The organism is Enterococcus sp. GPZ-007 (genome assembly GCF_059374735.1).
This window is the reverse complement of the sequence record NZ_JCAFYN010000033.1, coordinates 1-22,124: the sequence shown is the minus strand read 5'-3', so window position 1 is coordinate 22,124 and position 22,124 is coordinate 1. Positions and strand designations below refer to the sequence as shown.

Annotated in this window: 24 protein-coding genes; 4 read left to right on the top strand and 20 right to left on the bottom strand. The window is 43.2% G+C overall.

Annotated features, from left to right (window positions below; translation table 11 throughout):
* Positions 1-2: 2 nt before the first annotated feature.
* The 16 genes from AC4J95_RS15305 to AC4J95_RS15230 form a co-directional block, all read right to left on the bottom strand.
* Positions 3-578 carry a TetR/AcrR family transcriptional regulator gene (locus tag AC4J95_RS15305; RefSeq protein WP_494550610.1) on the bottom strand — a complete coding sequence of 192 codons (576 nt, stop codon included), beginning with the start codon at positions 576-578 and terminating at the stop codon, positions 3-5.
* Positions 579-589: 11 nt separating this feature from the next.
* Positions 590-1,591 (bottom strand): Holliday junction branch migration DNA helicase RuvB, encoded by a 1,002-nt coding sequence (gene ruvB, locus AC4J95_RS15300; RefSeq protein WP_494550609.1) that lies wholly within the window; start codon positions 1,589-1,591, stop codon positions 590-592.
* A 13-nt stretch (positions 1,592-1,604) separates the two neighbouring features.
* Positions 1,605-2,198, bottom strand: coding sequence for a Holliday junction branch migration protein RuvA (gene ruvA, locus AC4J95_RS15295; protein ID WP_316402355.1), 594 nt, complete (start codon positions 2,196-2,198; stop codon positions 1,605-1,607).
* 135 nt (positions 2,199-2,333) lie between these two features.
* Positions 2,334-3,794: a helix-turn-helix domain-containing protein gene (locus AC4J95_RS15290; RefSeq protein ID WP_494550608.1), complete on the bottom strand. Its 1,461-nt coding sequence runs from the start codon at positions 3,792-3,794 to the stop codon at positions 2,334-2,336.
* Positions 3,795-3,845: 51 nt separating this feature from the next.
* Positions 3,846-4,544 (bottom strand): LrgB family protein, encoded by a 699-nt coding sequence (locus tag AC4J95_RS15285; RefSeq protein ID WP_494550630.1) that lies wholly within the window; start codon positions 4,542-4,544, stop codon positions 3,846-3,848.
* Positions 4,525-4,953 carry a CidA/LrgA family protein gene (locus AC4J95_RS15280; RefSeq protein WP_494550607.1) on the bottom strand — a complete coding sequence of 143 codons (429 nt, stop codon included), beginning with the start codon at positions 4,951-4,953 and terminating at the stop codon, positions 4,525-4,527. Before AC4J95_RS15280 ends, AC4J95_RS15285 begins: the two co-directional genes overlap by 20 nt.
* A gap of 193 nt (positions 4,954-5,146) precedes the next feature.
* A complete protein-coding gene (msrB, locus tag AC4J95_RS15275; RefSeq protein ID WP_316402359.1) occupies positions 5,147-5,575 on the bottom strand; it encodes a peptide-methionine (R)-S-oxide reductase MsrB in 429 nt (142 codons plus the stop codon).
* A 150-nt stretch (positions 5,576-5,725) separates the two neighbouring features.
* Entirely contained in the window at positions 5,726-6,283 is a 558-nt protein-coding gene (locus AC4J95_RS15270; protein ID WP_494550606.1) for a Maf family protein, read from the bottom strand.
* Between the two features lie 169 nt (positions 6,284-6,452).
* Positions 6,453-8,453, bottom strand: a complete 2,001-nt coding sequence (gene mutL / locus AC4J95_RS15265; RefSeq protein ID WP_494550605.1) for a DNA mismatch repair endonuclease MutL — start codon at positions 8,451-8,453, stop codon at positions 6,453-6,455.
* Positions 8,454-8,474: 21 nt separating this feature from the next.
* Positions 8,475-11,030, bottom strand: a complete 2,556-nt coding sequence (gene mutS, locus AC4J95_RS15260) for a DNA mismatch repair protein MutS (RefSeq protein WP_494550604.1) — start codon at positions 11,028-11,030, stop codon at positions 8,475-8,477.
* Positions 11,030-11,416 carry a YlbF family regulator gene (locus tag AC4J95_RS15255; RefSeq protein WP_494550603.1) on the bottom strand — a complete coding sequence of 129 codons (387 nt, stop codon included), beginning with the start codon at positions 11,414-11,416 and terminating at the stop codon, positions 11,030-11,032. The genes mutS and AC4J95_RS15255 overlap by 1 nt, the downstream gene beginning before the upstream one ends.
* A gap of 15 nt (positions 11,417-11,431) precedes the next feature.
* The gene (locus AC4J95_RS15250; RefSeq protein ID WP_316402364.1) at positions 11,432-12,226 is read right to left on the bottom strand and encodes a TIGR00282 family metallophosphoesterase; all 795 of its coding nucleotides are present in this window, start codon (positions 12,224-12,226) and stop codon (positions 11,432-11,434) included.
* A 248-nt stretch (positions 12,227-12,474) separates the two neighbouring features.
* A complete protein-coding gene (locus AC4J95_RS15245) occupies positions 12,475-13,551 on the bottom strand; it encodes a zinc ribbon domain-containing protein (protein WP_494550602.1) in 1,077 nt (358 codons plus the stop codon).
* A complete protein-coding gene (locus AC4J95_RS15240) occupies positions 13,544-14,662 on the bottom strand; it encodes a DUF4352 domain-containing protein (RefSeq protein ID WP_494550601.1) in 1,119 nt (372 codons plus the stop codon). The genes AC4J95_RS15245 and AC4J95_RS15240 overlap by 8 nt, the downstream gene beginning before the upstream one ends.
* A 397-nt stretch (positions 14,663-15,059) precedes the next feature.
* Positions 15,060-15,839, bottom strand: a complete 780-nt coding sequence (locus tag AC4J95_RS15235; RefSeq protein ID WP_494550600.1) for a Cof-type HAD-IIB family hydrolase — start codon at positions 15,837-15,839, stop codon at positions 15,060-15,062.
* 3 nt (positions 15,840-15,842) lie between these two features.
* A complete protein-coding gene (locus AC4J95_RS15230; protein ID WP_494550599.1) occupies positions 15,843-16,493 on the bottom strand; it encodes a DNA alkylation repair protein in 651 nt (216 codons plus the stop codon).
* Positions 16,494-16,855: 362 nt separating this feature from the next.
* Here AC4J95_RS15230 and rpsD point away from each other — a divergent pair, with 362 nt between their 5' ends.
* Both rpsD and AC4J95_RS15220 read left to right on the top strand, forming a co-directional pair.
* The gene (gene rpsD / locus AC4J95_RS15225) at positions 16,856-17,467 is read left to right on the top strand and encodes a 30S ribosomal protein S4 (protein ID WP_316402372.1); all 612 of its coding nucleotides are present in this window, start codon (positions 16,856-16,858) and stop codon (positions 17,465-17,467) included.
* Positions 17,468-17,594: 127 nt separating this feature from the next.
* Positions 17,595-17,840, top strand: a complete 246-nt coding sequence (locus AC4J95_RS15220) for a hypothetical protein (RefSeq protein WP_494550598.1) — start codon at positions 17,595-17,597, stop codon at positions 17,838-17,840.
* A 64-nt stretch (positions 17,841-17,904) separates the two neighbouring features.
* Here AC4J95_RS15220 and AC4J95_RS15215 read toward each other — a convergent pair whose 3' ends face one another.
* From AC4J95_RS15215 to AC4J95_RS15205, 3 genes are all read right to left on the bottom strand, one after another.
* Entirely contained in the window at positions 17,905-18,438 is a 534-nt protein-coding gene (locus AC4J95_RS15215) for a helix-turn-helix domain-containing protein (RefSeq protein ID WP_494550597.1), read from the bottom strand.
* Between the two features lie 88 nt (positions 18,439-18,526).
* The gene (locus AC4J95_RS15210) at positions 18,527-18,883 is read right to left on the bottom strand and encodes a hypothetical protein (RefSeq protein ID WP_494550596.1); all 357 of its coding nucleotides are present in this window, start codon (positions 18,881-18,883) and stop codon (positions 18,527-18,529) included.
* A gap of 3 nt (positions 18,884-18,886) precedes the next feature.
* Complete coding sequence (locus tag AC4J95_RS15205) at positions 18,887-19,093, bottom strand: helix-turn-helix transcriptional regulator (protein WP_316402375.1); 207 nt, start codon at positions 19,091-19,093, stop codon at positions 18,887-18,889.
* A gap of 193 nt (positions 19,094-19,286) precedes the next feature.
* Here AC4J95_RS15205 and AC4J95_RS15200 point away from each other — a divergent pair, with 193 nt between their 5' ends.
* On the top strand, positions 19,287-20,243 hold the full coding sequence (locus AC4J95_RS15200; protein WP_494550595.1) for a DUF975 family protein: 957 nt from the start codon (positions 19,287-19,289) through the stop codon (positions 20,241-20,243).
* A gap of 56 nt (positions 20,244-20,299) precedes the next feature.
* On the opposite strand, the gene AC4J95_RS15195 is transcribed toward AC4J95_RS15200, so the two are convergent.
* Positions 20,300-20,872, bottom strand: coding sequence for a TetR/AcrR family transcriptional regulator (locus AC4J95_RS15195; RefSeq protein ID WP_494550594.1), 573 nt, complete (start codon positions 20,870-20,872; stop codon positions 20,300-20,302).
* 145 nt (positions 20,873-21,017) lie between these two features.
* Here AC4J95_RS15195 and AC4J95_RS15190 point away from each other — a divergent pair.
* Positions 21,018-22,124 (top strand): alpha/beta hydrolase family protein (locus tag AC4J95_RS15190; protein ID WP_494550593.1); only part of this gene is annotated, 1,107 nt, incomplete at its 3' end.

Below are 22,124 nucleotides of genomic sequence, written 5' to 3'. Positions count from 1 at the left end.
GCTTAACGCTCGTTCCAGTCTTTTTCGTATAGTCGATAAGCAAAAAATTCAATGTCTTTAGCAAAACGAAATAACTGTGCTGCGATCGTGATGGGCGGTTGATCTGCACCTGCTAACAGCCAGTCGATCAAAATTCCGCCGCAGCCATGGGCTAAGAAGCGGGCATAAAACTCTTTATCGGTTGGCGAAAGCTCGCCCTCCTGATCAACTTCATCAAATAAGCGAACAAATAAGTGCTGTGCCAATTCATTGAACTCTTTCGTCAATACTTCTGGCTTCGCCTTCACTGTATTCAAATAGAACTGATGGCAGACCTGCATTTCCTTCAACATTTTCAGAACGGATTCTTCCCAGTTGGTCAACGCTAAATCATCGGAGACTAGATATTGCAGTCCTCGCTGATAATAGGCGTAATGGAGCAGGTCATTCTTGCCCTTAAAGTGATAATAAAATGTTTGGCGGTTCAAGCTGGCCTTTTGACTGATATCTTGAACAGTGATCTTGTCGTAATTCTTTTCTTGGCACGCTGCGACTAGTGCTTGGACAAATGTTTCTTTGGTCGCTTTTCCTTCCGCCATTTTTTCACCTTCTATGCTTGATAAGGATAATTGAAATGTTCATAAGCTAACGGTGTCGCCATGCGGCCCCGTGGTGTTCGTTTGATAAAGCCTTTTTGGATCAAATAAGGTTCGTACATATCTTCCACCGTTTCCCGTTCCTCGCCGATGTTGACAGCGAGTGTGCTAAGTCCGATTGGACCGCCATGATAGAGCTCGATCATCGTCTTTAACAGCTTTTGATCGACATAATCCAAGCCGGCTTCATCAACTTGTAATAGCCCAAGTGCCTGATCTGCGACAATGCGGTCAATCACCCCATCCGACTGAACTTGTGCGAAATCCCGGATACGCTTCAGCAAACGGTTGGCGATCCGCGGAGTGCCACGTGAACGACGGGCAATCTCGACTGCGCCTTCTTCCACAATCTCGGTTTGAAAAATATCGGCTGAACGCAGGACGATCTCCCGTAAATCCTCCTCCTCATAATATTCCATATGGGAAATGATCCCAAATCGATCTCGTAAAGGTGCTGAAAGCATTCCTGCCCTGGTCGTCGCGCCGACTAAGGTAAACGGCGGCAATGGAAAATGCACGGGGTGTGCGGTCGGGCCTTGTCCTACCATGATATCGACATAATAATCCTCCATCGCTGAATACAAGGTTTCCTCCGCTACCCGCGGCAAGCGATGTATTTCATCGATAAACAAGACATCACCAGGTTCTAATTCATTCAGAATCGCCACTAGATCACCCGGTCGTTCAATCGCCGGTCCGCTGGTCGAACGAATCTGGACATCCATTTCATTAGCAATCACCATCGCCATCGTCGTTTTCCCTAGTCCGGGCGGACCGTAAAGCAAGACATGATCCAGCGCTTCTTGCCGGTTTTTCGCCGCTTCGATATAGATCGACAGCTCTTGCTTAACCTTATCCTGCCCGATGTATTGTGCAAGATAACGAGGACGCAATGATTTTTCTAAACTCTTATCACTCTCATCCGCATCCGGTGAAAGCAAACGTTCTTCATCCATCTAAGTCGTCCTCCTATTTCTTCATCATTAATTTTAGTGCTGCCCGCAAGTAATCGTCGGTGTTTTGCAGTGTTTCCTTTTCCAGCACCTTTTCGACCTTCTTGATCTCTTTCGGACTGTAGCCCAAGGCCTGCAAGGCTTCCATCGCTTCCGCCAGTGCCGTATCATCGTTGCCCTCATAAAATAGCGACATCGGATCTTCGACTAATTCGGTCAGCTTACCCTTCAGATCCAAGACCATTTGCTGAGCAGTCTTTTTGCCGACACCGGGGAACTTCGTCAAATAGGTCACATCGCCGGCTTCGATTGCTTGAATCAGTCCTTGATGATCTTCATTTGCCATGATCGCTAATCCGCTTTTCGGTCCGATCCCTGAAACAGACAGCAGACGTAAAAACAACTCTTTTTCGGCGAGTGTTTCAAAACCATATAGTAAATGGGCGTCCTCACGAATGATCTGCTGCACATAGATTGTGATGGACTGCTCCATTTTGCTGCTGTAACGATACGGATTGCCCATCGCGATTTGATAGCCGATCCCATTTACATCCAGCACCACATAGCCAGGACTGATGAAGGTCAAACGACCTGTAATATATTCGTACATAATTGTTCCTTTCTTGTGTAAAGAAAATGAAATTCTAAACAGGTAATATACGGCTCATTTCCATTCGTTTTTCGTTCCTAAAACCAATGACAAACTGCACATATGTTCTCATTATTCTAGCACAAAAATCGACGGTTAAAAACTCTTACCGCCGAATCCTTGTAATAACCTTAATAAGGCGAAATAATCTGCCATCCGTAATTCCTGTGTGATTGTTAAAGTCGGAACTTCCTCATCCTCGTAAAGCAGACTGGTCGTCAGACAGAGATCACTGTTGATTAATGCTTCCACAAAAACGACCTGAAAGTCATTGGCGAGAAAACGCCGCAGGTCTTCTTTTAAAATCAGCTCTTCGAACTCTGGCAGATCTGTCTGTAAAAAGAGCTTCAGCACAGGCTGGTCCGTTAATTCAGGCAAACGACGCAAAACAGATAGATAACGACCGAATAGAATCGATTCGCTTCCACCTTGATCCGCTAAAATCTCTGATACAAATGCCACAAGCTTGGGCTGCTGCTGAGTGACCATCGTCCAAAAGGCTTTCCCATTAATATTATAGCGAATCACAGGAAACAGACGATGGTACAAATGTCCGCTGATCAAATAGTTCTCCGCATGCAGAGCTTGAAAGCTTTGCCATGTCGACGGAGCATTAATCTTCTTTTCCAGCAGCCGATACATCGCCTCTACCTCAGCTATTACCGAAAAAGGCGACTTTGCCAATAAGTGCCGGATTCGCTTGGCCATAGTCGGCACCTGATAATACTCTTCCCGCGTCAACAGATTTAAAAATAAATTTCCCAGCGAAACTTGTCTGTGAAAATAGGCTGGCATGATTGGTTTTAACTGACGATAAAAATCATTGAAGAGTGGATCATTACTCAAGGTGTTTTGGCTGTCTGAATTTTTTTCTAGCGGATAGGATTGAGCCTCTCGCAGCAAATGCGCGGCTACCAAATATTCCAGTCGCTGCTCCTTGATCGGATTCAGCGTAATCTGGAAAAAACCTTGGATTCCTTGACTGATTTCTTTGACTAGCTCATGCTGAAGCAGAGAAAACGGCCAAACTTTCCCCCGAAACAAGCGCCAATAATAGACGGACAGGTACATCCGTACAGTCGGCTCCGGTGCGCAAAAAAGAACTTGTCCCTGTTGAATCGTTAATTCCAAAGGCGCAAACTCTTTCTGCAACTCTTTCAATTTGCGGCGGATGGTCGACTCGCTGCGAAATAGTTTTTCACTCAACTCTTTGATTGTCCGAGCCTTCCCATTGATTACTAGATCCAGCAGCCGGCAGGCTAAAGAATGGCGAATCAGATCCACCAAAAATTGATTCTGCTCCATCGTTTGTTTGGCGATCATCAGACGATAATTGTTGCCTTTTTTTTCAAACAAAGGCAGCTCCGTCTCCGTGAAACGGCGATATCGCTTGCTCATTTCCTCCAATAGGCGCTGTACGCTGCGAGCGTCCAACCCCAGTGCTTCCGCCAAATCACTTTTCTTATATAATTGTCCGTCATCCATCAATTCCAATAAGCGAACACTAAAATAAATCTCTTTTTCGTAATTTTGTACTTCCAGCGCTTTAATATACATAAAAAAACTCCTTCACGCCTCATTTTAGCAAAAGAGCGCAAGGAGTTACTACTAAAGTCCTTCGAACAAGCGAAATAGCAACGGCAGGAGTGCCACCGTCGTTATGCCGTTGACACAAATACATAACCCAGCCAGAATACCTTCCAGCTCACCGATCTCGATCGCCCGACCAGTACCGATCGCATGAGAAGTACTGCCTAACGCAATTCCTTGCGCGATCGGACTTTTGATCTTGAACAGTTGAAAGACTTTTGTTCCCACTAAAGCGCCAAAGATCCCGGTCGAAACCACGATCGCCAGCGTGACTGGTGAAATGCCGCCCATCTGGCTTGAAAGATCAACCGAAATCGCAGTCGTCACGGATTTTGGCAATAAGGAAACGATGATTCCCTGCTTCAAGGAGAATAAATGACCAATCCCAACACTTATCAAGCAATTAAGGACGACACCTACCAGCGTTCCGAAAATCACAGGTAAAAAGTATTTTTTGAGCTTATCGAAATTTTGATACAGCGGCAAAGCCAAGGCTACCGTCGCTGGTGTAATCATCATCGTAAATAAGCTGCCGCCCATATTGTAGGCTTTATAACTGATTCCGCTGATTTTCAATAGAACGATGATAATAACGACACTTGCGATCAAGGGATTGATGAAGGGAATGCTGACCTTGGTCAACAGCTTTTCCATTGCTACATAGATTAGCAGGGTCAGGGCTAAACCAAAAAGCGGGTTACTCGCCAGCGCTGAGATCATCCGCTTCACCTCGCATTTTTTCGACTTTTTCAACCAAACGGGCTTTTTCCGCATTGCCCTTCATGCTGATTTTTTCAACAAATTCGGCTGTTTTCCCAACAGCTACAAGGGATACTAACGAGCAGACAACCACTGCCCCCAGCAGGATCGGCCACGTGTATTTGATCGCTCCATAATATTGCATCAAACCGACACCAGCCGGTACAAATAAAATCGTCAAATGATTCAGGAGAAAATTGGCTGTATCTTCAATCGCGGAGGGCTTTAAAAGCTTGCTTTGGAAGGAAATGAACAAGAGTAAAATACCGATAATGCTTCCCGGTACCGGCAAATGGAGAAACATCCGCAGTCCTTCTCCGATAATGGAATAAAGTAATAATAAGCTTAGTTCTTTAAATAGTTTCAAAAATATCGCCTTTTCTTAAAATAGGATAGTTCTAGTATAGCGAAAAAGGATCAGCGGATTCACCAACTTATGTTGAAATTTCATGCATTTTCTGAAAAGATGTGTTGTTCTAAGAATTGCTATTTCACCAAAAAAAACAAACGATCACAAAAGGATCGTCCGTTTCCAGTTCATATAGTATTGTAAATAAAACTTATTTAACAAGCTCTTTATAGTCACCATAGCCGGCTTCTTCCATCTCTTCGACGGGAATAAAGCGTAATGCTGCAGAGTTGATACAATAACGCAAACCACCTTGATCTTGCGGACCATCATTGAATACATGTCCTAAGTGGGAATCGGCTTCTTTGCTGCGGACTTCGACCCGATGCATACCATGAGAAAAATCAGCCTTCTCTGCGACGCCTCGTTTTTCGATTGGACGGCTAAAAGCAGGCCAGCCACAGCCAGCATCGTATTTGTCACTGGAAGAAAATAGTGGTTCCCCACTAACGACATCCACATAGATGCCTTTTTGATAGAAATCATCGTATTTACCGGAAAAGGGCCGCTCTGTCGCATTCTCCTGCGTCACTGCGTATTCCATTGGTGAGAGTTTCTTTTTCAATTCTTCTTGCTCCATCGTTCTTCCCCTCTTTCAAGCTTACTTGGAACACGCTGAGCATACACCCGAACAGAAAAAGATACGAAAAATATGCTCATAGCTCCTTTGAATTACTGCGAAAAGGTAAAGAACGCCGAATCATTATCCGGCGTTCTTAATTCTTCTATACTAATAGTTAAAGTGCTTCAGCATCTGATTCACCGCACCAACAGGGAATCCAACGATGCTGTAATAATCGCCTTCGATCTTCTCAACAAATACACCAGCGCCATTTTGGATGCCGTATGCCCCAGCCTTGTCTTTGTAATCGTCGCTGTCGAGGTAGCGATTGATTTCTTCATCGGTCAAAGGATAAAAGGTCACTTTGGCAGAGGTTAGTTTTTCTTCTAGCTGGTCCTTTTGGCGAATAACCACAGAAGTATAAACCAAGTGACTGCCGCCGCTCATGCTTTTCAGCATATTGAAGGCTTCTTCACGGCTCTTGGGCTTGCCGAGGATTTGTTCCTCCAACACCACAACGGTATCACTGGCGATCACCAAAGCTTCCGGATGCTCCGCTGCAACCACCGCTGCTTTTTGGCGAGCCATCTCCATCACGTAATCGGTCGGTGTATATTGATCTTTGACTTCTTCATCGATATCGGCTGGCTGAACGGCAAAATCAGCCATCAGCCAATGCAACAATTCTTGGCGTCTTGGTGATTGTGAAGCTAAAATAACGGTCATAAATTTGCTCCTAGTTCATATTAATGGATTCATTTTTCAAAATGCGAAAAATGAGTTTGTTTTTCACCACGTATATCATTCTGCTAAAATTTTCGTACTGTTTTTCGTTATAGGAAGAAAGAGATACTCGCTCTTGTAAATCTGCAAAAAGCAGAACTGACATCCTTCACTAATGTGGATCTTGGATGCGTTTAAACATATGCTCCATGTCGCTGTTACTGAAATGGATCAATACAGGACGACCATGCGGGCAGTTAAAAGGATTCTCGCATTGCGCCAGATCCGTTAATAAGACCCGGGCCTGCGCTTCATTCAAATGATGATTGGCTTTGATGGAGCCTTTGCAGCTCATCATAATCGCTGTTGCTTCGCGGAATTTTTTCACGCTCACAGAGCCGGTAATCAGCAGCATATCAATCATTTCACGAATGATACTTTCCTCTTGCCCCGCCGGATACCAAGTCGGATGTGCCCGCACGATGAAGCTGTTTGGACCAAACTCTTCTAAATAAATACCGACTTCCTGCAGCAACTCGGCCTGTTCCTTTAGCTTGATAGCATCATTGTTAGGATAATCCAGTACAAAGGGCACCAGTAATTCCTGTAAATCATCAGAAACGTCCCCGATTTTTTCACGGAAGTATTCGTATTTGATCCGTTCCTGTGCTGCGTGCTGGTCGATGATGTATAAGCCATCTTTGCTTTGGGCAAAGAGATACGTTCCGTGCATTTGACCAAAGTATTCCAGCATCGGGAAACGTTCCTTCGGCTGCTCCTGCTCCAGCTTCGTAATGGCCTGTTCAATTACTTTTTCACCGGATTGAGTGCTGAGATCAAACTCTGGGTGATCCGCATTAGCCGCTTCTTCATAGGCTTCATCTTCAACTGGTGCTGCTTCTTCCATTAGCGGTTCAGGAGTTTCTTCCACGATTGAGGCTTTTTCCTGATCGGTTTCTAACGGAACAGTCATCGTTTTTTCGACGATTTCTTCCTTCAACGGAACTGGCGTTTCGACTGGTTCTGATGCTTTCGGTTCAACGTAGAAAATTCCTGTCTTCGGATCATAGTTCAAATCACTTTTTTTCTTTGGCTGTTCTTCTAACGGCAGATCTAATTGCTCCGTATGGATTTTTTCGACCTTGCGCTTAAAGCTAGGATTTTCACCCACATCGGGAATCAAATTGATCTGGCGCAGACTTTCGGCTATTCCGCGGCTGATCAGCTCCATCAATTCTTTTTCCTTTGACAAGCGAACTTCCTGCTTGGTTGGATGGACATTGACATCGACTAATAGCGGGTCCATCGTAATTTCAAGCACCGCGATTGGATAACGTCCTACCATTAATTTTGATTGATAGCCGTTGATGATCGCTTTGTTTAGCATATAGTTTTTGATGTAGCGACCATTGATAATCACAGACAAATAGTTACGGCTCGCCCGCGTCACTTCTGGCAATGACACATAGCCGTTTAGCTTAAAGTCCAAATCTTCCGCTTCGACTTTTAACATTTTCTTTGCCGTCGCTACGCCGTAAATACCAGCGAGGGTCTGTTTTAAATCACCCGTACCGCTGGTGCTTAACATTTTATGACCATCATGAACCAAACGAAAGGCGATATTGGGATGGCTTAGTGCCATCCGATTGACGATATCGCCAATGTTGGACAATTCTGTTTGCAGCGATTTTACATATTTCAATCGCGCCGGTGTGTTGAAAAAGAGGTTCTCTACCGTGATTTTCGTTCCTACTCGTAATGAAGCGGGGCGATGTTCTTCGATCTTGCCGCCTTTTAAGAACAGGTACGAACCTTGCGTTTCATCGGCTGTTGCAGTTTCCAAGGTCATCTCCGAAACAGAAGCGATCGAAGGCAAAGCTTCACCACGGAAGCCCAGCGTCCGAATGCGAAACAGGTCATCCCGATTGTGAATCTTACTCGTAGCATGTCGTTTGAAGGCATTCTCGACATCGTCTTGGCTGATGCCTTCGCCGTTATCAACGATCTGGATTTTTTTTAGACCGGCTTCTTCGATCAAAATATCAATTTGACTCGCCTTGGCGTCAATGGCGTTCTCAACTAATTCTTTGACGACCGAGGCGGGGCGTTCAACAACTTCCCCGGCAGCAATCTGATTGGCTAAGCGTTCGGATAGTTCTTGGATTTTTCCCATCGTATCCGTCCTTTCCTAAAGTTAAATCCGTTTTTGTAATTCGTACAGGAAGTTTAATGCTTCCATTGGGTTCATTTCAAGCAAATTGGCTTTCTTGATGCTGTCGACGACCCCTAGTTCGGCAGTGGAAACTTCGCTGAATAACGAGAGTTGCTCGGTTTCTTCGGCGACTTCAACATTCTTCTGGACCGGTGTATCGGCTTCCAAAGCAGATAAAATCGTTGCTGCTCGTGAAAGCAAATCCGTTGGCATGCCCGCGATCTTCGCCACATGAATCCCGTAGCTTTTATCGGCTGGTCCATCCATCAATTTATGCAGAAAGACCACTTCGCCATTTTGTTCGACGGCGCCAACGTGGACATTTTTTAGCTGCGGCAAGCTTTCTTCTAAAACGGTCAACTCATGATAGTGGGTCGAGAAGAGTGTTTTGGCTTTGACATTTTTATGAATGTACTCAATGATCGCTTGTGCGAGAGCCATTCCATCATAAGTCGCTGTTCCGCGTCCTAATTCATCAAAGAGAATCAAACTGTTTGGTGTTGCGTGACGCAAGGCCTGATTGGCTTCCATCATTTCCACCATGAAGGTTGACTGACCGGCGATCAAGTCATCACTGGCTCCGATGCGGGTAAAGATCTGATCAAAAATTGGCAGCTCCGCACTTTCCGCTGGGACAAAGCAGCCCATTTGTGCCATGATGACCGTCAGTGCAAGCTGACGCATGTAGGTACTTTTACCAGACATATTCGGTCCAGTGATCAGCAGCAGCATTTCATCTGGGCTCATATGAACACTGTTGGGAATGTACTCCTGATGCCCAAGAACCTTTTCCACGACCGGATGACGACCTTCTTTGATTTGTAAATTGTGGGTGCCGACTTCCATTGACGGCTGCACATATTGATAACGTTCGCTGACCGTCGCGAAGCTTTGCAGCACATCCGTTGCACTCAAGCTTTTCGCAAGTTTTTGTAGACGGGTAATGGCTTTTTTGACTTCGTTGCGAACTTCTAAGAAGAGATTGTATTCCAGCGCCACGGATTTTTCTTCCGCTTCTAGAATCAAGGTCTCTAATTTTTTCAACTCTGGCGTGATAAAGCGTTCCGCGTTGGCTAATGTTTGTTTCCGCTCGTACTTGCCTTCTTCTAGATTGGCAAGGTTTGACTTCGTAATTTCGATATAGTAGCCGAACACGCGGTTATAGCCGACTTTCAAGGTTTTGATTCCTGTGTCTGCCCGTTCCCGCGCTTCCAACTCGGCTAACCAGGTCTTACCGTTTTTCATAGCTTCGCGGTATTGGTCTAACTGTTCATTGTAGCCATCTTTGATGACATTTCCTTCGGTGATTTGCAGCGGCGCTTCGTCGTTGATTGCTTTTTCGATCAAGTTGACCAAATCATCCATTGGTTCCATATCTACCAGCAAGTCGTTCCACTCGCCTTGGTTGATACCTGTCAGTAACTGACGAATCTGCGGTACCTGCATTAAGGAAGTCTTCAATTGGATCAAATCACGCCCATTAACGTTGCCGAATGCCACACGACCAGCTAAGCGCTCTAGGTCATAAACCTTTGTCAACGATTCATTTAAATCCATTCGTTCAAAATAAGCATTCAATAATGATGAAACCATCGCTTGACGGGCATTGATCTGCCGTTTTTGGATCAGCGGACGGTCGATCCATTGCTTCAATAAGCGTCCGCCCATCGCGGTTTTCGTTTCATCTAAGAGCCATAATAATGTTCCTTGTTTTTTGCCTGTCCGGATCGAACGGGTTAATTCCAAGTTGGTCTTCGAGAAATAATCCAGCTTCAAAAAATGCTCCGGCATATATTCTTCGGCCTTTTGAATATGACCCAAGCTGCGTTTTTGCGTAACCGATAAATAGGTCAACAGCTTACCTGTAGCCTCTTTTTCCAGTTCATCGGTAATATCGGCTGTTAAGAAGCTGAATTCCGCGTTGTCTTCGATCGTTTCTTGATGAGAAAAGACCAAGCCAAGTCGTTCCGCTAGATTTTTCTGCAGCCCCTCTGGGATCTCGCTGCCAAGAACGATTTCTTTTGTTTGCAGCGCTGTTGCTTCGTTCATCACGGCTTCTTCATCGTGTAATAAGGCTGTTTTTAGTTCCCCGGTTGAAAGGTCGACATAAGCAAAACCGAATTTGTCTTTGACTTGGGTAACAGCAGTCAAGAAGTTATTCGCTTTGGCTTCAATGCCCTTGCCTTCCATTAAAGTTCCCGGAGTGATCAATTGGACAACTTCCCGTTTGACCATGCCTTTGGCTTGTTTTGGATCTTCCATTTGTTCACAGATCGCGACCTTGTATCCTTGCTCGACTAAGGTATCGATGTAGCCTTGGGCTGAATGATGTGGCACGCCGCACATCGGGATCGGATCATCGGCATTCCGATTACGACTGGTCAATGTCAATTCCAATAATTGAGAAACCTTGATGGCGTCTTCGTTGAAGAGCTCATAAAAGTCTCCTAGACGATAAAACAGAAACGCATCTTTATATTGTTCTTTAATCGCCAAGTATTGTTCCATCATTGGCGTATTTTTCGTTTTTTGAGGCATTAGTGCTCTCCCTCCTCTGTCACTTCATTTACTTCGATTGCTGCATTGACTTCTTTTTGGATCATATTCGTCAAATGCTGTAAGAGATCGTTGGCTTCATATAGCTGTTTGCGGTAGGCCTCCACTAAGGGATGCTGATCGAACTCTTTGGTTAGGCGATCCGCTTCCTTCAATGCTTCCCGTTCCGCTTCTGGTTTGCCATAATGAGCATATTGGACCGCATCTTTTTGTGCGGCTTTGATGGCTTCTTCTAATTGCTGAAGTGTGTCGTTTTCCTCCACGCGCTTTTGGAGCTGCTGGTAACGTGTGATCACTTCATTTTCCCCTAATAATGCTGTTAAATGAGATAAAGCCGCTTCGACGGCGGCTTCATTTGCTAGATTCATTTTATCCCTCTGCTTCTATTCTCTGAATGGCCGATCTTCATTGATCAAGACCGTTTCGATTTTTTGTCCGCGACCATTTTTATCAATGTCAATCACGCAGGCTGAAAGCACCGTGCGCCCTTCTTCAATGACTTCAAAACGATTGGGCAGCGCCGTTATGAATTTTTCAATGATAGCTTCCTTCTTCATTCCCAAAATCCCGTCATAAGGGCCGGTCATGCCGACATCCGTTAAATAGGCTGTGCCCTTAGGCAAAATTCGGGCGTCATTGGTTTGGACATGGGTGTGTGTGCCAACGACCGCTGAGACACGTCCATCCGCAAACCAGCCCATCGCTTGCTTCTCACTAGTGGTTTCTCCGTGGAAATCCACAAAGATGTAAGGGGTGCGTTTTTCCGCTTCTGAAATCAATTGATCGCCTATGCGGAAAGGATCATCGATATCCGCCATGAAGGAACGTCCCTGCAAATTGATGATCGCCAATTCCAGATCGTTCACTTTGACGTATAAATGACCCATTCCAGGTGTTCCCGCTGGAAAATTCGCTGGGCGGATCATTTTCTTCGCGTCGGGAATAAAATCGAAAATCGCCTTATTATCCCACGTGTGGTTCCCCATTGTAACAACGTCGACCCCATCTTGCAAAAATTTCTTATAGATTTTCTCGGTGATTCCGCGACCTGCCGCCGCATTTTCTCCATTGACGATCGTCAACTGTGGATGGTATTTCTTCTTTAATCGCGGTAAGTAATCACTCAACATCTGCCGACCTAATGAACCAACAACATCTCCTATGAATAATAAGCGCACTTTTTTTCCCCTTCTCTAGTTAAGCATCTTGTCTTATTATAGTTGTTTTTGCTTGAAAATAAAAGATTCCTTAATGTTCGTTTAGGTAAAAAAACAATTAGCGACATTGCGGCCACATTCGCTTGAGTGATTTCATTTTCATCACAGATATCGTCGAAGGAAATAGCTTTTTCCTACATTGATAACAACCTTGCCAGCTGCTCTTAATCATTCGGATGAAAAAAAACTGCGGATCGCTCCGCAGTTTTTTATACGATATTATCGCTAGTATCCTTATCCCAATGAGCCTCCTTTTCACTTTCTGCACGATAGCTTTGAACGTGCTCCCACTTTTCGGGGTCCTGCTGATAGGTGTCAAAATCCAGTTCATCCACCAGCCACTTTTTCTGCTCTTCATCATAAATCAGGCTGGCGATGGCATTTTGCTTGTCTGAGACCAACGCTTCGTCAATTCCGACTTCCTCAGCCAGCTGCATCGAACGCTTTAGATCAATGTATAAATCAAATTGAACCTTGCTTTGTCCGGCATTCACCGAGATTGAATCGCAATTGATCTTAATTGTCTGAAATTGCTGATCAAAGCTTTTTAAATAAGGCTTCAGCTTGTCAAAGCTCAATTGAAGCTTTTCTTTGTGCTGCTTTGAGGCGGTCATCGAAGAAACATTCAGATTCTCACGAATGCCCTTATTGAAGGTATCGAAATAGTTGACTGTTGAGGCCAGCAAATGCTTCTGAAATTTTTGATTGCCTTCATACAGACTGTTCTCTTTCACTGTTACCCGCTGATCCGCCGCCTCAAGGTCGACCGTTTCTTTGTTCTTCTTTGAGCCGAATTTTGGGTGAGCCATTTCATAGGTCACTTGGTATTTTCCCGGCAGAAAAGGACCAAAGGTGTACTTGTTCCAGTCCTCCACATATTCGCCAGACATTTCCTGCGCTTGAATCGCTGCCCGAAGATCGGTTCCCTTCGGCAGTTCTATCACGAGAAAACGGGCTTTGGGATAGACTTGTGCCGGTTTAAACAGGGAAGAGCTTTTTTCGATTGAAAAATTCTCTTCATCCAGCAATCGTTCGATGACCTGCTCCTTCTTCAACTGCTTCAATTGCTTGTAAAAAACAGTTCGTGCTTCGTTTGTGATCTTTTTCTTGTTGGAATAGTTCGGCATGAATCGCTTAATTGCTGCCTCATCGTTTTCCAGCAAAGCGCTGGCGAGACGACTCACGGTTGCGTCCTCACTATTTTTATAACTGGAATAACCGACAAATCCGAAAACAGCCAGCATAATAAAGCCAATGATTGCCAGCGTTCCAGTTTTCCTAGTCATCCAACCCGCCTCGGAAGGCTGCTTTCATTGATTTGAAATAGTAATTGCGGCTTTCGTTGGCTGAATTCAGCTCCCATTTGCCGTCCTTTTTCTCCAGCTTCACTTGATAGCCCTCACCGTTCATATTGTCATCGGTGTTGATCGGCGCTTCATTGATTTTCGTCGGCAACTCCTGTAATAAATATTTCTCAGCATCGCGACGAACACTCGTGTAATCGGTGTATTTGCCTTTGTTTTCTTCAACAAATTTGTCCGTGATCGATTTTGTGTCCACATCATCTAAAAAGACCATCTCCGGACGCACATAGATCACCGCTGATTCTGGGAAAAATTCCTTAAACGTGTAGGTCACTTTGCCTTTTTCCGCATTGGTCTGCTGGATCTGTGTCACAACCTTTTCCAGTTCGGCTGTTGAAGGTTCATAATTTGAGAATTCATCCTTCAGGCAATTGACGCTTTCTTCTTTATAGGCCTTGCGTTCTGTCTCTATATCATTGGCTAACTCAAGCTTTCCAGCCGCCTGCTTGTCCTCATCCTTCACTTCGTCAGAGCCGTAAAAGACCTTCGTTACATATTGGCTGGTCAAGGCTTGTACCGCTTTGGATTCATCGGTGTAGTCCTTGGTGTTAAGCTTCAATTCCACGCCTTCGTCTTTTTCATCCTCTGAATAATACATGGGTTTATAATGCAACTCATACTTCGCATCCTTCGTGACCTCAAAGACCAACGGCTCGGTAAAGCTCTTGTCCTCCGATAAGCTTTCACTGCTCATTACCTTGAAATTATCGTTGGAATCATAGACATGCTCCGAAGAAACCTTTTTCCCGTCCTCATCATACAACGCAAAATCATTGGATGAGACATCCAGCTTGTCCTTCGATTTGTTTTTGACCTTGATATCCAACGCCAAAAAGCCCGTCTCATCATCAACCTTTTCCCCATCAGGGATGATGTAGCTCCCCCCTTCAACACTCAACTCAACCTTTGAGGTTTGGGCCGTACTTTCTTTTTTCTCCGCCTTTTTCGTCTCACTGCCGCCTGAGCAGGCAGTCATTGTCAATAACAAACTGCTCAGTAAAACTAACCCGCTAAACACCCTAAATTTTTTCATGTTTTTTCCTCCTTTATATCCTATTTGTAACTTAATAAAAAAACACTTATTATCTATATGATATACGTTAGCAATCACTCTCGTCAACACGGTTGACGAAATTAACAACCAATCCATACATTTTAAAAAAACAAATAAAATTAATAAAACGAAATGTTAAATAAAGATTTTATAATCTTTATATCTATATAATTTGTCATTTTCTTTTTTTAATTTTGAGCCACAAATAAACAATCATGCTTCATCTTCTTATTTATTCATTGATTGGACAAACAAAACGAGACCCCTTTCAAAAATAGTGTTTTTTAATAAAAAAAGACTATAGACGCGATTCAAAAAATGAACGTTGTCTACAGTCTGAGAGTTATAAAGAATTTCACTGATTCTTACTATTTAATTAATGAACCAATTCTAACTGGCGCAATGCCTTGTAAATGCCATCTTGATCATTCGTATCCGTCACAATATTTGCTGCTTCTTTAACATGGCTCGCCGCATTGCCCATCGCTACACCTGTACCCGCCAAGTTCAGCATTTCAATATCGTTGTTGCCGTCACCAAAGGAAATAATATTCTCCGGTTTAATCCCGACTTTTTTCGCTAACGCTAAAATCGTTTGGGCTTTCGAACCATGATTCGGAATGATGTCGACACTGTTTTCATGCCAACGAACCAAACGAAATTCTGGAAAGGCCGCTTCAAATTCTGCATCCATCGACTGATCATAAAAGGCACAGCCCTGGTAAACTTCATGTTGAGATAAATAATCTGCTTCATACTCTGGTGCCTGTTGTCCGAAAGAAGCCATCGCATCACTTACTTTTGCACCATCAAAATCGGTAACACGAGCAATTGAATCTAACCCAAAAAGCGTAATGTCGATCTTTCGTTCACTGGCAAAATCAATCATTCGAGTCAAGGCTTCACGATCAAGGGTGCGTTTATACACCTGCTCATGATCTAGGAAACCAGCCGAACCATTACAAATGATGTAATTGCTACAGCCTAGTTGATGAATCACATCACCAGCCAACAAGCGGGAACGTCCCGTCGCAATAGTCACTAAGTGTCCAGCCTCACGCAATGCCTTCAACGCCTTCATCGTGCTCTCCAAAGGTTGTCTTTGGCTGCTCAACAAGGTTCCATCAATGTCTAGTGCGATTAATTTTCTTTCCAAAATTTATCTCTCCATTTTTATGTATTTGCTGCCCTCACGTAGGGCTAACTTACTTAAGTAATACTGCTGCATAAACGCTATTACCCAATCAGGATTCACTTTACTATAATCACGCAATGACCAGCCGATCGCCTTCTGGATAAAGAATTCATCCGTCGTCAGATCTGCTAAGATCGCCTGCGCCAATAACGCTGTATCGGTCTGTTCCTTGAACATCAACTGTAGGTTGATCGCCACACGCCGATACCAAAAATTCTCATGCTGATAGAAAAAACCATAAACCTGTTCGATCTTTGTCGGATGCACTAAGACCCAAGTAGAAAAAACTTTGCGCCACGCATCAATACTGTCCCACCAAGTCTTCTCACCTAATAAAGAAAGCAATGCTGCCAGATCCTCTAATGAAAAACGCTTGATATTTTTTTGCGCCAAATCGATCGCGTAATACTGATATTCCCGCTCTTCTTTGCGATAGTTGCGGAAAATCTCCTGAATCAATTCCGGCATTGGCAAGGATAAACTTTCCTTTAAAAAAGGACGTTCCAACAACGCTCGCTGCGGCTTTTTGACTCCGCAAAAAGGAAAATGATCCTTCATATAGCGCGCCATTGGTTCCGCAAGTTCCGGCTGATTCGGAAAAATTAGAGAATCCATCCTTAACCACCTTCATTGTAGAGAAATTTCAGAGAATTTGCAAAAACTTCTTCCGTAATTTCCACTCAATATTTTTGCTGTCTTTGAAAAAAAGTAATCGTTTTTCGACAGCACTCAACAATTAACACATTTTTTTCAAAAAAGCAACACCTGAACTTGACTCGGCTTGCTCTTTTCAGTTATACTGACATTTGTGTAAAATAATGCAGCAGAGGAATAATAGCCCGTCCCCAGTTCGTTGCCAGTATTGGTTCAATTGTGTAACCGCGGCTGCGAAGGTGAAGATTGAAGAACGAACTACACGGATATGAATTTTTCAACGGATTATTTTACTCCAAAACAATTTATTGGAGGAATTTTTAATGTCACGTTATACAGGACCATCATGGAAACAATCTCGTCGTCTTGGTATCTCATTATCAGGAACAGGCAAAGAATTAGCACGTCGTCCATACGCACCAGGTCAACACGGACCAAACAGCCGTGGAAAGAAATCTGAATACGGCTTGCAATTAGCAGAAAAACAAAAATTACGTTTCATCTACGGATTAAACGAACGTCAATTCCGTAACTTATTCTTGAGCGCTAGCAAAATCAAAGAAGGTAAACACGGTGTTAACTTCATGATCTTACTAGAACGCCGTTTAGATAACGTCGTTTACCGTTTAGGTTTGGCTTCAACTCGTCGCCAAGCTCGTCAATTAGTAAACCACGGTCACGTAACTGTCGATGGCAAACGTGTTGACATCCCTTCATACGAAGTGGAAGTTGGCCAAGTAATCGGTATCCGTGAAAAATCTAAAAACATGGTTACTGTGAAAGAAGCAGTTGAATCAGCTGTTGGTCGTCCTGCTTTCGTAAGCTTCGACGATGAAAAATTAGAAGGTTCATTCACTCGTTTACCAGAACGTGATGAAATCAACCCAGAAATCGACGAATCACTAGTCGTTGAATACTACAACAAATTAATGTAAGACTTCTTACAGACACTCAAATCCTTGGAAACGAGGATTTGGGTGTTTTTTTTGTTTATGCAGATAAATTGGAATCAACGCATAAAAGAATATTAGTTAGGAATATAATTATTTACGGGGGATTAAAATGACAAAATCTGAAACTGTTGAGACGATCGCCACTATTGAAGATGTGAATACTGTTGGACCAGAACAAATGATGATCCGCAACGCAAAATTTGCCATTGTCTCATATGTCGTTGATGGGTACAAATACATCGCCAAGAAAAGCATTACTGCGCCTATATTTTTTCAAGTTGGCGATACCGTAAAAATCAGATATGAGAAAAATGATCCCACGAAGTTCAAGCGAATTTCACCACGCTTCGTATAATTGATTAAAAAAACGCGCCCGTATTCTTGTCCTCAAGAATGCGGGTGCGCTCTTTTGTATCTGTTTAATAATCCAACTGCTTCAATCTTAACTTGGCTTCGTCTTCATTGATGAAGTCGATCGTGTACAGATGTCCGATATTCTGCTTTAGATTTTCCAGTTTCCGATCGTTTTCAAATAAGTTCAACACACGTAAGATTCCTCGTGCTACGATCGTACCTGATCCGCCTGATCCCAATTCAAAACCTAGCTCCGCTGTTTCAGAGACTTGACTTCGCTTGATCTCCTTCATTAATTCACGGAAATCTCCTTTGACCAGAAACTCATCTTCCTGCTCTTTGACCTTTTGCTTCAATTCATCCGCAGTTGTGACTTCAAACAGTTCATCGCTGTCTCGGATTCTTTTTAAATCCGTCAAAAGCACATCACTAGCAACATTTAGCTCTTCGCTCAAGCTATTCAATGTTTCCTCAGAATAGTTTTCTGGATCGCTTTTGCTGACTTTGGCTAACTTGTGTTCGGAGAATGCTTCATTTTTCAAAAGATCTTCTCTGGTGCTGCCCTTCTCTTGCAAGTAAATATCCAACACATTTTTCACAACATCCGCTCCTTCTTGTTCAAAAAAATCCAACAGCATCCATTTATTGGTTCACATTTCTATTAAAGCCGATAGCGTAATCGATTGATCAAAAGACAGATCGCAAAATTCCCAGATCCACACCAAAGGATTCCAAATGCAGATGAAGCTCCTCCAGCTTGTAAATGAGTAAACCTGGCATGACTACTAAATTGATGTCCTCTCCGGTCTTCTCGAAATACACGACGCGGACGATCATTTGAATAAGATGCAAAAGCACGATCAGCACACAGCTCATCGCCATAGCATCAAAAGCGATTTTCCTGACTAACTCATCATTCTTTTTTAAAAGCTCTTTTCCTAAAAAGAAGATAGATGAGAAAAAAGCATACATAGGCAACAGGGCGAATACCAACAAAGCCCCAGACACAAAACTACTCACCCCTGTTACACGGAAAAATGCCATAAATTATTTCTTCCCTTCTAAATAAAATATTTCATCAAAGGGCATATCAAAATAGGCCGCTATTTTTAACGAAAGCTCCAAACTAGGATTATACTTTCCCTTTTCGATCGCAGTCATCGTCTGGCGCGAGACATCTAATGCCTGTGCCATTTCCTTTTGCGGAATCTTTTTTTCTTCTCTTATTTTTCGAATATGATTAACAACGCTCAATTTGTTCGCTCCCAGTAAAGATATCTTTACTAGATGATAAGCCATTGCTCAGGCAGTGTAAAGAAGTATTTGCTGGTTCAATCTCCGGTGAGCTCTTTTTCCGAGGAATTGTTGACGAACCATATTTTATCGATGATAATTGTTAAATGAAAATGAATTGATCATTTCAAACTAATAGGAAAAAGGTGTAAGAATGAACTATTGTCCAAATTGCGGGGCAGAAATACGCCCAGAAGCAAAGTTTTGTCCGTCCTGCGGGTATAATCTAGAGCAAGAAGGTCCAGCGGTTGGTCCTCAAACGGATTCGCAAAACAACGAACCTATCTATCAACCAAAACCAGAAGAACCTTTGAAGCTGGAATTGGAAAAAGCAGAAGGCTTGAACATCACCCGTGCTGAAATCAAAAAACAGGCACAAGAAAAATTATCCGGCAGATACGGCGAATGGTGCAAAACGATCATTTTATTGATTGTTGCCAATTTTGTCGCCAGCTTTATTTTTCAAATTGCTTATGTTCGCTTTTTTACTAATGGGATATTGGGGATGTCCAGTTTAATCAACCCATATGGTTATTACGGAGGATACTATGATTATGGCTATGGCTACAGCAGACCGTATTCCGGCATTTCACTCTTTTTATGGTTCTTAGTGATGATCGCTGCGTTGATCCTGATCTTTTTGATTGCTGCATTAACTACTGCCGTCTTGCAATGGTGTGCGATCCATACGCTTAGAGGAAATCGCGCGGACGGCCTGCAGATTTTTGCTTATTTCATCAAAGCACAAAAAAATCGTGTCTTGAAGGCCAACGTCTTGATTGCGATCTATACATTCTTTTGGTCGCTGCTTTTCGTCATTCCGGGTATCGTCAAGATGGCTTCTTATGCCATGACAAATTACCTATTGGAAAAGGATGACAGCTTAAGTGCTTCGGATGCGATCCTATTGAGTCGCCAAATCATGCACGGCTACAAGCTGGAATTTTTGATCCTGCGCTGCTCCTTCTTTTTCTGGAACCTCACTGCGATCTTTCAGGTTACAAATTTTTACGTAATGCCCTATCAAAATGTGACCGAGATCCAATTCTTAGATATGCTTTATGAACATTACATTGAACAAAATAAAGAATCCCTGCAATTCTCAAACTAAATAGTCGAAAAGCCTTGAAAACTCGCTTACGAGATTCCAAGGCTTTTTTGTGGTTGTTAGGTCAAATAGGGTTGAATTAATGAGGTTAAGGTTTCTGATAAAGACAAATTCTCCCGATCATCGTAATAGGGCGTCGTTACTTGGTACCACGTGTAAGTAAGATAAGATATCGTCGTCACTAAATGCTGATAATCTAAAGCTGACAGATCACTCCTCATGCTCCCCGCCTCAACCAATACCCGAAAAATCGTTTGATAAAAGTTTGTCAGCCGCTTCCTAAAACTCAACAATTCTTCCTTCATGCTGGGAAATTCTTCATGGATATTGATAATGTATTCGTAATAAAAGCGATTCTTTTCGCGAATTTCCTGAACCTCACGAAAAGAATTCAGCAATACGTTCATGGCATTTTCTTGCGTGATCTCGCTATCGAAGACAGAAAAGAACTCTTCGTAAAGCTCCTTTTGAATTCTTAACAGCAGGTCCTCTTTTTTGGGAAAATGGTAGGTCAAATTCCCGATCGTTGTCCCAGCAGCCTCCGCTATATCTCGCAACGATACGTTTTTATAGCCCTCTTGTATAAATAATTCCTTTGCACTTTCATAAATAGCCGTTTTCTTATCCGTCATAAGCACCCTCGATTGTTCTATTTCATTTATCATAATCGAATCCTGGAAAAAAGTAAAAAAGAAATTGACAACGTCTCCAGTACAATGTACTATCAATGTATAGTACATTGTACTGGAAAAATAGTTTGCTAAAGGAGAGAACGAAATGACAATTAGAAGAAGACCACCCGCACAAGATATCGGCCGGATTTTAGGCGGTAAAATGGCGCCAGAGGATTTCATTAAGATGATGAACGCGACTGAACTCAATTGTGATACCTTAGAAAAAATTGCTGAGAATGAGGCGGAAGATTTTGTAACCGTTTGCGAGCGATTAGGTGATGAAGCTTATGCCTATGCTGAAAAAAATGAACAAGCCGGCCACTTGGAAACTGCCAGCGAATACTACTTCAATGCAAATGCCTTATATCGTTTAGGGGACTATGGGATCAAAGGAGTCGATGAAGAAAAGTATCGTATCTATGGAAAGCTAGTTGACAGCTTCAAGCGCAGCAAGCATTTGCTGAAAAAGAAGGAAGTTCAATATATCGAAGTGCCCTTCGAAGACAAAAAAATGCCTGCGTACCTATTGCTGCCTGAGAATGCGCCGAAGGATGTTCCGGTCGTGATCTGTGTCGTTGGAGCAACTGGCTTTAAGGAAGAAAATTTCATTATCGCCGAGACCGTATTGAACCGTGGAGCGGCAGCGATCATTTTCGATGGACCGGGACAAGGTGAATGCAATTTGAATCGTGATTTATATTTGACTGAAAGTAATTATGATGACGCCGTTTTAGCAATCGTCGACTATATAAAAAATCATCCCGATTTAGGCGATAAAATCGGACTTGCCGGGGTAAGTTTTGGCGGTTATCTAGCAACCAGCGCAGCTTGTCGTTACCCAGAAGAATTTTCGGGTTTAGTTGTCAGAGGCGGCTGTTCACAGCTTGACCAGTTGACGATGCACAGCTTTGCCGGCATCGACAAATTTTATCTGTACAATTTCCTGAATAAATTCAATGTGGAAAGCTTGGAGGAGGCAGAAGAGATTTCTCATAAGCTGAACCTTGATGACGTTCTTAGTAATATTACCTGCCCCGTTTTAGTTCAGCACACTACAGAGGACCCGGTGATCGGCACAGTGGGAGCCAAAACAATCTATCAAAACTGCTCCAGCAAGGATAAGGAATACTATGAAATTCCCGGTGCGGTTCATTGCGGCAATAATGAAGCACAAAAAACGTGTACGTATGGGATTGATTGGCTTTTAGAT